General features: G+C 41.9%; 12 protein-coding genes. 9 read left to right on the top strand and 3 right to left on the bottom strand.

The window, feature by feature from the left end:
• Window positions 1–33: 33 nt before the first annotated feature.
• Window positions 34–756: a hypothetical protein gene (locus tag H6H03_RS04335; protein ID WP_190953918.1), complete on the bottom strand. Its 723-nt coding sequence runs from the start codon at window positions 754–756 to the stop codon at window positions 34–36.
• A gap of 259 nt (window positions 757–1,015) precedes the next feature.
• Between H6H03_RS04335 and lpxD the strand changes: the two genes are divergently transcribed.
• From lpxD to H6H03_RS04320, 3 genes are all read left to right on the top strand, one after another.
• Complete coding sequence (lpxD, locus tag H6H03_RS04330; protein ID WP_190953917.1) at window positions 1,016–2,062, top strand: UDP-3-O-(3-hydroxymyristoyl)glucosamine N-acyltransferase; 1,047 nt, start codon at window positions 1,016–1,018, stop codon at window positions 2,060–2,062.
• Window positions 2,063–2,514: 452 nt separating this feature from the next.
• Window positions 2,515–5,883, top strand: a complete 3,369-nt coding sequence (locus H6H03_RS04325) for an Ig-like domain-containing protein (RefSeq protein ID WP_190953916.1) — start codon at window positions 2,515–2,517, stop codon at window positions 5,881–5,883.
• 111 nt (window positions 5,884–5,994) lie between these two features.
• Window positions 5,995–6,429, top strand: a complete 435-nt coding sequence (locus H6H03_RS04320; RefSeq protein ID WP_190953915.1) for a hypothetical protein — start codon at window positions 5,995–5,997, stop codon at window positions 6,427–6,429.
• A 126-nt stretch (window positions 6,430–6,555) separates the two neighbouring features.
• Here the strand turns inward: H6H03_RS04320 and H6H03_RS04315 are convergent, their stop codons facing one another.
• Window positions 6,556–7,461, bottom strand: a complete 906-nt coding sequence (locus tag H6H03_RS04315) for a CoB--CoM heterodisulfide reductase iron-sulfur subunit B family protein (protein ID WP_190953914.1) — start codon at window positions 7,459–7,461, stop codon at window positions 6,556–6,558.
• Window positions 7,462–7,723: 262 nt separating this feature from the next.
• On the opposite strand from H6H03_RS04315, the gene acpP reads away from it, so the two are divergent.
• The 5 genes from acpP to H6H03_RS04290 all read left to right on the top strand — a co-directional run bounded on the left by acpP (window position 7,724) and on the right by H6H03_RS04290 (window position 12,781).
• Window positions 7,724–7,978, top strand: a complete 255-nt coding sequence (gene acpP / locus H6H03_RS04310) for an acyl carrier protein (RefSeq protein ID WP_190953913.1) — start codon at window positions 7,724–7,726, stop codon at window positions 7,976–7,978.
• Window positions 7,979–8,243: 265 nt separating this feature from the next.
• Window positions 8,244–9,494: a beta-ketoacyl-ACP synthase II gene (gene fabF, locus H6H03_RS04305; RefSeq protein ID WP_190953912.1), complete on the top strand. Its 1,251-nt coding sequence runs from the start codon at window positions 8,244–8,246 to the stop codon at window positions 9,492–9,494.
• A gap of 408 nt (window positions 9,495–9,902) precedes the next feature.
• Window positions 9,903–11,915, top strand: coding sequence for a transketolase (gene tkt / locus H6H03_RS04300; RefSeq protein ID WP_190953911.1), 2,013 nt, complete (start codon window positions 9,903–9,905; stop codon window positions 11,913–11,915).
• Between the two features lie 156 nt (window positions 11,916–12,071).
• Window positions 12,072–12,365: a hypothetical protein gene (locus H6H03_RS04295; protein WP_190953910.1), complete on the top strand. Its 294-nt coding sequence runs from the start codon at window positions 12,072–12,074 to the stop codon at window positions 12,363–12,365.
• 5 nt (window positions 12,366–12,370) lie between these two features.
• Window positions 12,371–12,781 carry a type II toxin-antitoxin system VapC family toxin gene (locus H6H03_RS04290; protein ID WP_190953909.1) on the top strand — a complete coding sequence of 137 codons (411 nt, stop codon included), beginning with the start codon at window positions 12,371–12,373 and terminating at the stop codon, window positions 12,779–12,781.
• A gap of 178 nt (window positions 12,782–12,959) precedes the next feature.
• Here the strand turns inward: H6H03_RS04290 and H6H03_RS04285 are convergent, their stop codons facing one another.
• The gene (locus H6H03_RS04285) at window positions 12,960–14,708 is read right to left on the bottom strand and encodes an AIPR family protein (protein WP_190953908.1); all 1,749 of its coding nucleotides are present in this window, start codon (window positions 14,706–14,708) and stop codon (window positions 12,960–12,962) included.
• A gap of 169 nt (window positions 14,709–14,877) precedes the next feature.
• Here H6H03_RS04285 and H6H03_RS04280 point away from each other — a divergent pair, with 169 nt between their 5' ends.
• Complete coding sequence (locus H6H03_RS04280; RefSeq protein WP_190953907.1) at window positions 14,878–15,585, top strand: Uma2 family endonuclease; 708 nt, start codon at window positions 14,878–14,880, stop codon at window positions 15,583–15,585.
• Window positions 15,586–15,760: the final 175 nt, after the last annotated feature.

Below are 15,760 nucleotides of genomic sequence, written 5' to 3'. Positions count from 1 at the left end.
AAGACCCAATCCCCAATCCCCAGTCCCCAATCCCTATTGCGGTAAACGCAAATCTGCGGCGATCGCGTATAAATAAGGTTGAAAAATAGCTAAATTTTCCAGTTTTTCAAACTTACCTGTTTGCGTAGCTGAATCAAAGGCAGTCGTAATTACGTAAAGTCTAGCCCCGTCAAAGGCAACATGACCGATATGTTGCTCTTGTACTCCACCTTGTTGGTTAAGTCCAGCAAAGCCATAGCGGATTCCCTGAAGTTTCCCAACTGATACTGGTTGTGTTGGGTAGTCTGAGAAAATAATGTCCCTTCCATATTGGGCTTGACGGTCTTTGGCAACAGTAGCATATTTGTCTGCTACCCAAGCCTTGAGGGCTGTCAATACCTGAGTTTGGTATTTAGAATTTTGGTAGTCAACTGGAGAATTAGTAGGAACACCCGCAACTGCAAGTTTCTTTTGAAAATCTGGAATCTTTTCTAGTGGATAAACGTTAATCTCAACTGTACCTAAAACTTTTCCCTTAGAGGAAATACACAACAAGGCTGCATTTTCATTACAAACAGCAACTTGCCAGTTAGTTGGAGCAGGAGTATTTCCAAGAATTTTCTGCCAGACGTTCCCCTCGCTAGGGTTGGCAAGTTTTGACACAGCAGGTGGATTTGGCGGTTTTTTTGGAGAAAGCCGTGGGAGAAGAAATTTTGCTCCCAGTGGTATTAATAGCGCCAACATCAAACCTAGTATTAAATGATAAAGTCGTAACATTTTCGTAAAAATTTAAAGCTAAGGATTATACAATGATGAAATAATTTGTAATTCGTAATTAAATTAGATACGACAGTGAATAGGCGACAGGCAAAGAAAGTCTGTTATTGCGTCGATTTTACGATCGGCTTTTGTCTTAAACTCTGCTTTAACTGCTATACATTTAGGTTCTATTAGTTTTACTGGATTGACAAACGCAATGGTATCTTAGCGTGTTACTGATGTAATAATCCTAGAACTTGATTTGCGTTTTTTACTAATGAAATTCAGCGAAATCCTACAGAAATTCGGCGACGCAGCTACAGCTAATAGCCTAAGTGTGAATCCCAACCACGATCCAGAGATTAGCGGAGTAGCGGCTATTGATGAGGCTAATAACGGTAATCTCAGCTACGTGGAGGGAGCAAAATTTGGATCTTCCATCGCTAAGACCAATGCGAGTGCTTTAATTTTGCCCCAGGATGAAAATTTACAGGCACTTGCACAAGAACGTGGTATCGTTTGGCTAAGCACTCCAGAACCGCGATTGTTGTTTGCTAAAGCGATCGCAATTTTTTACCAACCATATCGCCCAGTTCCAGAAATTCATCCTAGCGCTGTAATTCACCCTACGGCGAAAGTTGGTAGTGATGTTTATATTGGCCCTCACGTTGTCATTGAACAAGGGGTAGAAGTTGGTAATAGTGTAATTATTCATCCCAATGTGGTGGTTTATCCAGATGTCAAAATAGGCGATCGCACCATCTTACACGCCAATTGCACCATCCACGAACGCACCCACATCGGCGCAGATTGCGTAATTTTTAGTGGCGCTGTCATCGGTGCAGAAGGCTTTGGTTTTGTTCCTACCCGCACTGGTTGGTTAAAAATGGAACAATCCGGCTATACCGTGTTAGAAGATGGTGTGGTAGTTGGCTGCAACAGCGCCATTGACCGTCCAGCGGTGGGAGAAACACGAGTAGGACGCAACACAGTAATTGACAACTTAGTGCAAATCGGTCATGGTTCTCAAATAGGTGCTGGTTGTGCGATCGCAGGTCAAGCCGGCTTGTCTGGAGGTGTCAAACTGGGGAATCGCGTTATCTTAGCTGGACAAGTAGGAATCGCCAATAAAGTGAAGTTGGGAGATGGGGCGATCGTATCTGCCCAAACTGGAATTCTCAGTGATGTTGCACCCGGAGAAATTGTCTCAGGAACTCCCGCAATGCCCCATAAAGTGTATCTTAAGGCATCTGCTATTTACCATCGCCTGCCAGATATCTATCAATCGTTAAAACAATTGCAACGTAAATTGAACAATAGCTAGGCCAGAATTAGGGATTCAGAATTCAGAATATTTTGATATGCAAACTTAATTTTTTAGAAAATTAGGAAATTATAGCAAGCTTGATTTTCCCAATATTCTGGATTCTGACTCAATAGTTGTCGGTTAGGGGTTTGCAAATAAAAAACATTCAACTCCTCTTATAGGGTGGGTCAAGACGCCCACCCCACAAGATTGGATAATTTTTTTGGTAATCCCTTAAGGGCAAAAGGGCAAAGCGAATAGAAAGAAAAATATTTACCCTTTAACCAAAACTAAATTCATAAAATATCTTTCTCAAAAGAAAAATAAAGTACCCTCTAGGGTACTTCCACAGTATGTAAAAACTGCCAAAATATAAGTCATCTAAGATTGAGTATCTTAATCTTTTTAGGTTAATTTTCTAATTTTGCTATTTGTCACGCGGTAGATAAATAATAAATTAAGCTTCTTCGATGACTTCTAATATTACAGCCCAAATTCAAGGAGAAATTAGTGGTCAAATAGCCGTTGGGAGTCGCATTATTCAGATTGGTTCAGTCCACGGCGGTGTAGTGAACATTGCCTCACCACAAGAGCAACCACGGCAAAAAGCTATTGCGACACCAGTCTTTTTATTACCGCGTCCCTTTCCAGAGTTGATTGGGCGCAAGGATGAGATAAAAAGTGCGATCGCTACTCTAGAATCTAGGCAATCGGTAGAGTTTTACAGCGCAGCTGGTTTAGGCAAGTCAGTTCTGCTGCGTTATTTAGCTTATCATCCCCAAATTAGTGGGGCTTTTGCTGATGGGGCAATCAGTTTTACTGTACGTCATCAAACTGTAGCTGACCTACTGCAATGTTTTTTTGAAGCATTCTACGAAACCGATATTGCCTACAAACCAACTAATACCCAAATCCGCCAAGCTCTACAAAATAAACAAGCTTTAATCATCCTCGACGATCAAAAATTAACACGGGAGGATCTTGCAGAACTGCTCGATGCTACTCCTGGTTGCACCTTTCTGTTAGCTTCTCCAGAACGTCACCTCTGGGGAGAGGGACAAGGAATGAAATTGGTAGGACTGCCAATTCAAGATGCTATCACCTTGGTTGAAAGGGAACTGCAACGCCAGCTAACCACTCAAGAACAAAAGCTAGCAGAAACTCTTTGCACTGTTTTAGAGGGGCATCCTCTACAATTGATTCTAACGATCGCAACTGTGCAAGAAGAACAGCGATCGCTTAGCGAGGTAGTCCAGCAACTCCAGTCCTCTCAACGAAGTAACTCGCTAATCAAGCAGATTTTAAAATTACAAACAAAGCCGCAATTGGTGATATTAGCGGTTTTAGCTGCCTTGGGTGGTGTAGCGCTGTTGATGACACAGGCCGCAGCTATGAGTAAGTTACCGGATACTGAGGTGATTTTGAAGACCTTAGTCAAGTCGAATTTGGTTGAAATGGAAGGCGATCGCTACAGTCTCAATCAAAGCCTAGTTGAAGCTATACAACAAGACTGGGATTTAACGCCGTGGCGAGAGAACGCTCTTGAATATTTCAGACATTGGACACAGCAGTATCAAACAGCACATAGTCTTTTGTTAGCTGAAACCGATGCAATTTTCCAAACCTTGATCTGGGCGGTTGGGGTTGGGCGGTGGGCAGAGATTTTGCAGTTAGTGAAAGCTGTAGAGGGCGCTTTTGCTTTGAGTAAGCAATGGGGTTTATGGGAAAAATTATTGCAATGGGGACTGCAAGCAGCCCAAGCAATGGGGGACAAAGCGGCCGAAGCTTGGGCTTTGCATCAATTGGGTAGTCGCGCCCTCTGTTTAGAGGATACGACCACAGCCGAAAATTACCTGACTCAAGCCTTACAAATCCGCGAGTCCTTGGGTGATGAAATTGGCGCAGCTGTGACCCGTCACAATCTCAATCTCCTTACAATACCAACTACATCACCGCAGATTGAAGCAACTTCATTTTGGCTGAAAACTTTCCTCGCCCTTTTGCTCGTGGGCTTAACAGGATGGTTCGTTTGGTCTTTGTTGTTTCGACCGACACCCCGCCTCAGCCTTAGCCCCGATAACCTCAACTTTGGCCGTCAACAGGTGAAACTTCCTAGCCAACCGCAAACTCTTACCCTTCAAAACAGCGGCTCAGGACTGTTAAAAATCACAAGAAAAATTGAAATCATTGGCAGTGAGTCTAATGATTTTACAATTGCCAATAACACCTGCTCTCAAGATTCTATCCAACCGCAAGCAAACTGTACTCTCAGCATCAGCTTTCAACCTACAGATATCGGCAAGCGTAATGCTAACCTCAGTATTACTGACAATACCACTGATAAACCACATCTTGTGCAGCTAACGGGTGAGGGTTTTAGTTCAAATAACCAAGCACCAATAGCAAATCCTGATAGATCCCAGACTGGCTACTTTCAAGCAGTAACTATTCCTGTATTAAACAGCGATCGCGACCCAGATGGCGATGTGATTAACATCAGTAATTTTACACAAGGAACGAATGGCAGAGTCTCACGCGCAGATGACCTAAAAAGTCTGATTTATCAGCCCAACCGTGGTTTTTCTGGTGAAGATAGATTCACTTATACTATTGAAGATCCTAAAGGTGCTAAAGCAACGGCTACTGTGCAGGTGACGGTAGGACAACAGCCAAACCAAGCACCAGTCGCAAATCCCGATACATCACAGACTGGCTACTTTCAAGCAGTAACTATTCCTGTATTAAACAACGATCGCGACCCAGACGGCGATGCCATTAATATCAGTAATTTTACGCAAGCAACTAATGGCAGAGTATCACGCGCTGATGACCCAAAAATTCTGATTTATCAGCCCAGTCGTGGTTTCTCAGGTGAAGATACATTCACTTACACGATTCAGGATGCTAACGATGCTACAGCAACGGCTACTGTAAAGGTGACAGTAGGACAACAGGCTAACCAAGTTCCAGTCGCAAATCCCGATACATCCCAGACTGGCTACTTTCAACCAGTAACTATTCCTGTATTAAATAACGATCGCGACCCAGATGGCGATGTGATTAACATCAGTAATTTTACACAAGGAAGTAATGGTAGAGTATCACGCGCTAATGACCAAAAAAGCCTGATTTATCAGCCAAACCGTGATTTTTCTGGTGAAGATACATTCACTTACACGATTCAGGATGCTAACGGTGCAACGGCAACGGCTACAGTGAAGGTGACAGTAGGACAACAGGCTAACCAAGTTCCAGTCGCAAATGCCGATACATCACAGACTGGCTACTTTGAGCGAGTTACTATTCCTGTATTAAATAACGATCGCGACCCAGATGGCGATGCCATTAACATTATTAGTTTTACACAAGGAACTAATGGCAGAATCTCACGTGCAGATGACCCGAAAAGCCTGATTTATCAGCCTAATCGCGGTTTTTCTGGTGAAGATACTTTCACTTACACCATTCGCGATGCTAGAGGTGCCACGGTAACGGCTACTGTGCAGGTGACGGTAGCACCATCTAGACCAAAACTCCAAGCAGTTGACGACCAACGAGACACAAAACCTAATGGTATAGTTAGTATCGATGTGCTAAGTAATGACATTGAACCTAGTGGTAATCCACAGCAACTCAGAATTATTGAATTCACTCAAGGTCAATATGGCAAAGTTGTCCGTGGAAATAAAAATGGAACTTTGGGTTATATAGTAAATCCTAAAGTTTCCAACGTTACAGATACATTTACTTACAAAATTCAGGATGCTAATGGCGCAACTGATGAGGCTACGGTTACCGTGAAAATCAGTTCAACCGAGATTATAGAAATTCCTAATTGACTGGTCTGTTTTAAAAAAGCACAGAAGCCAGGGAGAGAAGAAACAGGGGTTACAGAACGGGATTTGGTATTAGAGAATCACAAAACACTTTGAGTTTGCAGGTAAAACACCATGAATGAAGAACAAAAAGCTGGAGACAATATCAGTGCTAACATCTCCGGTGGTGTTAGCGGACAAGTAGCCGTAGGCAAACAAATCAGTCAAGACCAAACTATCACTTCTGTACCACAGCCAGAAGTCACAGAAGATGATTTAGCCGTATTGCGGCGGTTACTGGCTAACGTCAAAGGACAAGTAGAGTCAGAAGCACCCCCAGAAAAAAAAGAAGCTGCTTTACAACGGGTGGTAGAACTAGAAGAAGCCGTCACTGCCAAACAACCCGATTTAGATACAATGGCATACGTCAAAAAATGGTTTATTAAGAACTTGCCCAGCCTTTCGGGGGCAGTAACTGGGGTTGTAATTCATCCCATTGTTGGTAAACTGGTGGGGGCTGCTGGTGATGCCTTAGCTGATGAGTTCCGCGATCGCTTCGGTGCGGATTAATTGCGGTTTAGTATGGTAGCACAGCTGTGCTACCATAGCCCATCTTTAATTTAAACAAAAACAGCAACATTCAAGTTCTGAATTCGACAATTAAAGTTTAGAACTCGAAACTTGGACAATTTTCAACTAAAAACCCAATTTCTCTAACACTGGCTTTGTAGAAACAATGTGACGTTCTAAACCCAGTTCTTTTGGACTGACTCCAACAGCTAAAGCAATCAACTGGGGTAAATGTAACACTGGTAAACCTAGCCTTTGTTCGATTACCTTTTCTACCTCTGGCTGGCGGGAATCTAAATTTAAATGGCACAAAGGACAAGGTGTAACCATACAGTCAGCACCTAAAGCTAAGGCTTCTTGAATATGCATCCCCGCCATCTTGAAAGATTGGGTAGTGGCATAACTAGAAAGCGGCCAACCACAACATTGTGTCCGGCCTCGGTAATAAATTGGTGTTGCACCCACCGCCCGAAAAACATTTTCCATCGCTTCTGGTTGGAAAGGATCGTCATAAGGCATGGACTTTTGAGCGCGCAGAAGATAACAGCCATAAAAAGCCGCGCATTTTAATCCAGTTAATTTCCGAGTCACACGTTTGGTAATTTCCTCTAAACCGTAATCTGTTACCAAGGCGTAGAGGAGATGTTTAACATCAGTGCTGCCACGATAGGGCGAACAGCCTTCTTTGTGCAGCAAGCCATTAACCTGTTCAATGTAGTTAGGGTTAGTAGTTTGGCATTCCTTCAGGTGTTCGTTGACGTGACCGATAACACCTTGACAAGTACTGCAATGGGTGAGCAACGGCAGATTTAATTCTTCTGCTAGGGCAATATTTCTGGCGTTGACTGTATCTTCCAGCAGTTGGGAATCTTCTTTAAAGGTGCCGGAACCACAGCAAGCAGCTTTTTTAAGTTCAACTAGTTGAATACCCAGTGCTTGAGTCAGGGCTTGAGTTGACTGATAAAGTTCCCGACATGCTCCTTGGGCAACACAGCCAGGAAAGTAAGCGTATTTCAGTGTCTGAGATAGCATATAACTATAGTTTGGGTTAGAGCGATCGCTCTAGACAATAATCAATCGGAAAACAAAAGCATTTACATGATGTTAGCGATGGCGTACCACGCCTTAGTGTTCAACTGTTCAAAGACAAAACTCAGCGATTCTTTTGAATCAGGGCAAGAGTTTTCTAACAGAAGTGTACGGGCGATCGCGCTTGACGATAAGATTGTATATGCTCAAAAAAATGTCTCCTATAATGAGCAGATCCTAGCAATTAGTTGAGGACTTTATATCCATGAGCCAAACGGAACTTTTTGACAAAGTTAAAAAAATCGTTGCTGAACAACTTAGCCTTAAGGAGGATACCGAAATTAAACCGGAATCCACATTTATGGAAGATTTAGGCGCTGATTCCTTAGATACCGTTGAATTAGTAATGGCTTTGGAAGAAGAATTTGATATTGAAATTCCTGACGAAGCTGCCGAAGGAATTTTAACAGTTCAAGACGCTGTAAATTACATTAGCAACAAAGTTACCACATCAGCTTAATTAAGAGTTGGGGATTGGGGATTGGGGATTGGGAAGATTTTTCTCTCGCACCTAGTCACCAGTACCTAGTCGGTAATAGAGAATTTTTTGCCTAATTCGTCTTGAAAAGTGACGCTCGTTTTTATCTACGAGACGCTGCGCGAACGCTGCGCTAACAGATGTCTGACGACAAGCTGCCCTTCTCTACGAGAGGCTGCGCCAACAGGCGTCTAGGCCGCAAGCCTTAGCTTTGACTTTTCGCTTTTTCGCCACCTTTAACTGAATCATGACAGATCTTACACGTAAACGCGTTGTTGTAACTGGTGTTGGCGCGATTACACCTATTGGTAACACAGCAACAGAGTATTGGGATGGATTATTGAGTGGACGCAATGGCATTGACTACATCACATTTTTTGATGCGTCTCGCCATGATTGCCGCATTGCTGGTGAAGTGAAAAACTTCGATCCACATGATTACTTGGAGCGCAAAGAGGCCAAGCGGATGGATCGATTTGCTCAATTTGGGGTTGCAGGAGCAAAACAAGCTATATCTGACGCGCAGTTAGTTATCAATGACTTAAACGCGGAACAGGTGGGTGTCATGATTGGTTCTGGCGTCGGTGGCATCAAAGTATTAGAAGATCAGCAAACTGTCTACCTCAACCGCGGGCCCGATCGCTGTAGTCCATTCATGATACCAATGATGATTGCCAATATGGCAGCAGGGCTAACAGCAATTCATACAGGTGCTAAAGGGCCGAATTCCTGTGCTGTAACTGCCTGCGCCGCAGGTTCCAACGCCATTGGAGATGCTTTTCGCTTAATTCAAGGGGGATATGCCCAAGCAATGATTTGCGGCGGCACAGAGGCGGCTGTCACACCATTGTCTGTGGCTGGATTTGCTGCGTGCAAGGCGCTTTCTTTTCGTAATGACGACCCAGCACATGCTTGCCGCCCCTTTGACCGCGATCGCGACGGCTTTGTTTTAGGTGAAGGTGCAGGAATTTTAATTCTAGAAGAACTGCAACACGCCATCAGTCGCGGCGCTCACATTTATGCCGAAATGATCGGCTATGGCATGACCTGTGACGCTTACCACATTACCTCCCCCGTACCTGGCGGACTAGGCGCAGCTAGAGCCATAGAATTGGCTCTCAAGGATGCAAGATTAACTCCCGAACAAGTTAGCTACATCAATGCTCACGGCACCAGCACCCCAGCTAACGATTCAACTGAAACCTCAGCCATCAAAAAAGCTTTCGGAGAACATGCCTATAAAGTGGCAATCAGTTCCACCAAATCCATGACAGGTCATCTATTGGGCGGCTCTGGAGGTATTGAAGCAGTAGCAACAGTACTAGCGATCGCCAACGACCGAATTCCCCCAACAATCAACCTCGAAAATCCCGATCCAGAATGTGACTTAGATTACGTACCAAACTCTAGCCGCACTCAAAAAGTTGAAGTGGCACTATCGAATTCTTTCGGATTTGGCGGTCATAATGTCACACTAGCCTTTAAGAAATACCTGTAAAAAAAGTCAGAATTCAGGAGTCAGGAATCAGAATTCAAGAGTCAGAATTTAGGAGTTCTTTTTCTCCCTCATCTCCCCATGCCCAATGCCCCATGCCGAAAGTACCATAAATATCATTCTGGTATAAGCCAAGGGTTCAACATGACCCAATTATCAGCTTGATTTATCACCAGAAACTCAGGACATCCCGCTTGTCCATCGACAATCGGGAATGGGATGATGAGGATACTGTGGGAATTTTGATCGGTGTTCAGTTATCAATGAACAGTTACCACGCTTATATGGGAAACTCAAACCCAAGGAATAAAACTGTTAACTGTTAACTGTTAACTGTTAACTGTGAAAAATCAACCCAGTAAGAGTGAGAAGCTCAAAGAGTGCTAACCCGTCGTTAAAAACAATCATATTATGGCTGTTGCAACCCAATCCCTCGAAGAACTTTGTATTAACTCGATCCGCTTCTTGGCTATTGACGCCGTAGAAAAGGCAAAATCGGGACACCCAGGGCTGCCGATGGGCGCGGCTCCCATGGCCTTTGTACTATGGGATCGCTTTTTGCGGTTTAACCCCAAAAATCCCAAATGGTTTAACCGCGATCGCTTTGTTTTGTCCGCCGGCCATGGCTCGATGTTGCAGTATGCCCTACTCTACCTAGCAGGCTTCGACAGCGTATCGATTGAAGATATCAAGCAATTCCGTCAATGGGAATCAAAAACTCCCGGACACCCAGAAAACTTTATGACCGCAGGCGTGGAAGTTACCACCGGGCCACTAGGTCAAGGAATTGCCAACGGAGTCGGTTTGGCGATCGCAGAAGCACACCTCGCCGCTAAATACAACAAACCCGATGCCAACATTGTTGACCATTACACCTACGTAATTTTGGGTGACGGTTGCAACATGGAAGGTATTTCCGGTGAAGCTTGTTCTTTCGCAGGACACTTGGGATTAGGCAAACTCATCGCTCTGTACGACGACAACCACATTTCCATCGACGGTTCCACAGATGTGGCATTCACCGAAGATGTTTCCAAGCGGTTTGAAGCTTACGGTTGGCATGTCCAACACGTCAAAGAAGGTAACACTGACCTTGGAGCGATCGCCGATGCCATTGAAGCAGCCAAAGCTGTCACCGATAAACCTTCTTTTATTAAGGTAACAACCACCATCGGTTACGGTTCCCCCAACAAAGCAAACACCGCTGGCGTTCACGGTGCTGCCTTGGGTGGAGACGAAGTAGCACTGACTCGTAAAAATTTGGGTTGGGAATACGAGCCATTTGTAATTCCTCAAGACGTTCTTGACCATACACGCAAAGCAGTTGAACGCGGCGCAGGCTACGAAGACCAGTGGAACAAAGCATTTGCTGACTACAAAGCTAAGTATCCCCAAGAAGCAGCCGAATTTGAACGCTACGTAACTAGCAAATTGCCTGATGGTTGGGATAAAGTATTACCCACCTACACCGCAGAAGACAAGGCACTACCTACCCGCAAACACTCGGAAACCTGTCTCAACAAGCTAGCAGCAGTTTTACCTGAGTTAATCGGTGGTTCTGCTGACTTGACTCACTCTAACCTTACTGAAATCAAGGGTAAAGGTGACTTCCAAAAAGGGCAATACCAAAACCCCAACATCCACTTTGGTGTCCGGGAACACGGTATGGGCGCCATCTGTAATGGTATCGCGCTGCACGGTTCGGGATTAATTCCTTACGGTGCAACCTTCTTAATCTTCACAGACTACATGCGTGCTGCTATCCGCCTATCTGCCCTGTCTCAAGCTGGGGTGATTTGGGTGATGACTCACGATTCCATTGGACAAGGTGAAGATGGCCCAACCCACCAGCCCATCGAAACCCTAGCTTCCCTGCGGGCTATTCCTAACCTGACGGTGATTCGTCCCGCAGACGGAACAGAAACCTCTGGTGCTTATAAGGTGGCGATCGAAAGAGCAAAGCAAAATGCTCCTACTTTGTTAGCATTCACCCGTCAAAACGTCCCCAACTTGGCAGGTACTTCCATTGAAGGCGTTACCAAGGGAGGTTACACAGTGGTGGATTCCGACGGTACACCAGAGTTAATCATAATTGCCACTGGTTCAGAAGTGAACCTCGCTGTCACCGCAGCCGAGAAACTCACAGCCGAAGGCAAGAAAGTCCGTGTTGTTTCTCTACCTGCGTGGGATTTGTTTGAAGCACAGGACGCAGCTTATAAAGAGTCTGTATTGCCGAAAGCTGTTACCAAGCGCTTGGCTGTAGAAGCTGGCTCTAGCTTCGGTTGGCACAAGTATGTAGGTACTGAAGGCGACATCGTTAGTATCGATCGCTTTGGTGCTTCCGCTCCTGGTGGTGTTTGTTTAGAGAAGTTTGGTTTTAGCGTTGATAATGTGTTAGCCAAGGCTAAGCAATTATTGGGTTAATAGCAACAGAATATTGTTTTAATCTTTTGTAGGGTGGGCATCTTGCCCCCCTTTTTTTGTTTTTTAAACGCAAAGGTTCGCTGAGGTCAACGCGGAGGTTCGCTGAGGATAATTGTTTATAATTGAAGTAATTTAGTAAATCATTGGGAGAAAGTTATGCAGGAAACTTCAAGCCAAAGAGATATCTTGATTGCCCGAATATTACCAATTGTAGAAAAATTGTTTCGAGATAATAATCTATATAAATTGAAATTAGGCAAACAAGAAATGATAAAAATGTTAGTAAATATGTTTGACCAGTTTTCACCAGAAGAAATGAAAGCTATTACGGAGCATGAACTGACACGCAGAATTGATAAGATTCTTGTCTTAGAAGCTGTTTCTGGTACGTTAAATGATTTGACGCCGGAGCAAATCAAAATGTACGATGAAGCAGTAAAGCGAAAATAGATCGAGTGACTTATTTATTAGATACGAATATTGTTAGTTATATTCTGAGGAAAAATGCAGATGTTACTAGTAAACTACGGGATGCTAATCTTTCAGGACAAGAACTTTTCATCAGTTGTATAACTTATTATGAAGTTAAAAGAGGGCTTTTATATGCAAATGCCACGAGGCAGTTAGCAGAGTTCAATGAATTTTCTAGAAAATATGAAGTTTTATTTTTAGATGATATAGAAATTATTGAAAAAGCCTGCGAGATTCATGTGGACTTACAACGCAGGGGTTTAAAGATACAAGAACAAGATATATTGATTGCGGCTACTGCGATCGCACGCGGTTTAATTGTAGTATCTAATGATTATGATTTGCTCAGAGTGCAGGGATTGACTTTAGAAAATTGGGCAATAATAGAATCTTAAGTTGTGTATCATAAGAAGAAAGCGTTAACAAATCAAAATTCAAAATTCAAAATTAAAGACATTTGGAGTCGGGGATTTAAACCCCTACTCCAAATATGCTACGTGTAGACGTAGGGGTCTTAAACCCTTGAATGTACGATAACTTTAAGAAATTCAAGATTAATGAAGAGTTAGTTAATTACTCAATACTAGATAAATTTACGTTTTCTAACAAATATGTAACGAACTCTTTTTGTTTAACAATTGTATTAATTGATAATGACGGTCGAGAATTTACGTATCCATCTATCAACTGAATTAATTCAAATAGTGTTTGACTAATAATTTCTTGTTTCAATTCAACTTGTAACAGTTTTTCTACATCTGTAGGATTGTAGTCATTTTTGCTAAGCAACTTAACCACAAGAAGCATTGCCAGATGAAAACTTAGAATCTGAAGTGGGGAAGTATGCTTCCAGAAAGTATAATCATCTTGTTTTGATTTCTCAGCAACTGTGCTGCGTATAAATAATTCTACCTGCTTCATCATTTTAACACAAAACATATATAACTCAAGGTTTGACTTTTCCTTGAATACACGTTTATAGTCGCTATCTGTTTTTATAATTGAAGATGGTCTAGATCTAGAAATATTAGGTTCACGAAGAACAATTGCCATTACTGCTTGAGCTAAGTAGGGAATGCTAATAATTCTGTCAATGGGCTTGCCCATATTCTTATAGTAGTTTTTGCGGCGATCATAGTACCAACCTTTACTTAAAAAGTAATTTTCTATATCTGATTGAATTGGATCGGTTGCTTTTAATGAAGCGGGTGGTATAGGAGTTTGAAAATTAGTCGCTTTGATAATACGATTTATAGATTCTGTATCATTTGTTGCTATGATTCTTACCAAAATAGCTCTATTTTTATCTTTTTCATTATCGTTTGAGTGATTTTTTAGATATTTATAAATTGTATTAGTTGTTTGTAGCCCATTAACAATCTGTACGTCATCAAGACTAATAATTTTACCAGCAACTGTGGCTTTAGATGATAAAACAGTTATACCATTATTAAGCCACCAAAAGTCTAATTCATTATCTGATTCAAGCGTTTTTTGAATATCTTTATTGACTTCTACATTGCCTTGGTAATCGCGTACATTGAAAGTAAATATATATTGTCTCAATTCGTTATTTTCATCTGTAACAAATTCATAATAATCTTTTAACGTAGCTAGTACAATATAATTATCTTCGCTTCTAGAAATATAATTTTCTATGAATTTAAGTTTTAAATTATAATTTTTTTCTAATCGAGAAGCATCAATTAATTCACGTGCACCAATAAATTGTATATTGACTGTCGCTCCTCTGAAACAATTCAGAATTGTTTCTTTAAGGTTATCTGCACTATGATATACTTTTTTATGAATATTTTGTGTCTCACCTTTACTAGCATATATGTAAATAATCTTTAAGCTAGGATGAATTGAGATTAATTCAAGGTAAGTTTCTCTAAAAGATGAGATTGCATCAATAAGCTCAGAATTATAAGTTTTTTTGAGAATGGATAGATCATTGTCTAAATTAAATATATTCATTGCCGATCTAATTACATGTTCAACAGCAGTTTCGGAAAATGAGGGTGAACGCTTAGATTGAATTAAAAATAGTTCTATCAATGGATATCTTTTAAAATTTTTTAAATTAGTATCCTTATCGAGAATTTCCCCATTAATAAATGTGAAAAATCCATCAATTCCTCCATCATCACCTGCTCCTATTTTTCCAGATATTAACTCTTCATAAGAAAGGTCATATTTTTTCAAAATCTGCTCAAAGGTGAATATTTCAAAATACTCATCATCGCGTAGACAATCGGCAATCTGACTCTTTTTTTGCTCAAGAATAGTATCAAGAACTATGCTATCGTTAGTTGGCATTTATCTTACCTCCAAAAATATTTAACTTCGCTTAGCTGGATTAGTTTGATGTATCAACTATAGAATGTACTGTTTGTAACATATATTAGGAATAATTGCATTGATAAGTCCGCAAACAATTATAAAAAATGCCATATTACTTATTAACTCCCACATTTAGGAGGTTTCCATGACCTCAGCACAAACACCACTCGGCGTTGAATCAACCCTACCAGACCATACGCAGCTACCAGAATCCGACGGCACTTTTGTGAAAAATCTGCAAGAACATCCTCAAAGCATATTGCTGACAGATTCAATTGAACCAATCTTGCAGAAGCTACACCCTGATGAACAATATTGTATCGGTCAAGATAGCGGTATCTATTGGCGAATTACTGAACCGCCAGAAAAAGGCGCCGAAGCACCAGACTGGTTTTATGTACCACATGTCCCACCGACTTTAAATGGTCAAGTACGCCGTTCTTATGTATTGTGGCAAGAATACGTTGCACCGCTGATTGTATTGGAATTCGTCTCTGGTGATGGTAAGGAAGAACGAGACAAAACACCAATTACGGGTAAGTTTTGGGTTTATGAACAAGCAATTAGAGTTCCCTTTTATGGCATTTATGAAGTTAAGAAAGCTAGTGTCGAGGTGTATCAATTGCTCAGAGGTGAATATCAGCTAATACCTGCAAACGATCGCGGACATTATCCTATTGAACCGATGGGTGTAGAATTAGGAATTTGGCAAGGTCGCTATCAGAATCTAGAATTACCTTGGTTGCGCTGGTGGGATGATCAAGGCAATTTGCTACAGACAGGATGGGAGCGATCGCAACGCTTGGCTGCTAAGCTCAGAGAATTAAACATTAACCCCGATGAGTTAGTTTAATCGTTTTGGCGACTACCTTGAGATAGATACGGTAAACACTACGTGGTTTACCATCAAAAATCAAACTTTCATGTCGGCAAAACCCTACTGTATATTTAATTTATTTTGTCAATGTGTAGTCGCTAGAATGACCTAATAAATAGCCAAGGCCTTCTCTAGACTGAATATAACTTCA

The sequence above is a fragment of the Nostoc paludosum FACHB-159 genome (assembly GCF_014698835.1).
GTDB classification, from domain to species: Bacteria; Cyanobacteriota; Cyanobacteriia; order Cyanobacteriales; family Nostocaceae; genus Nostoc; species Nostoc paludosum.
This window is presented reverse-complemented; position numbering and strand designations above follow the sequence as displayed.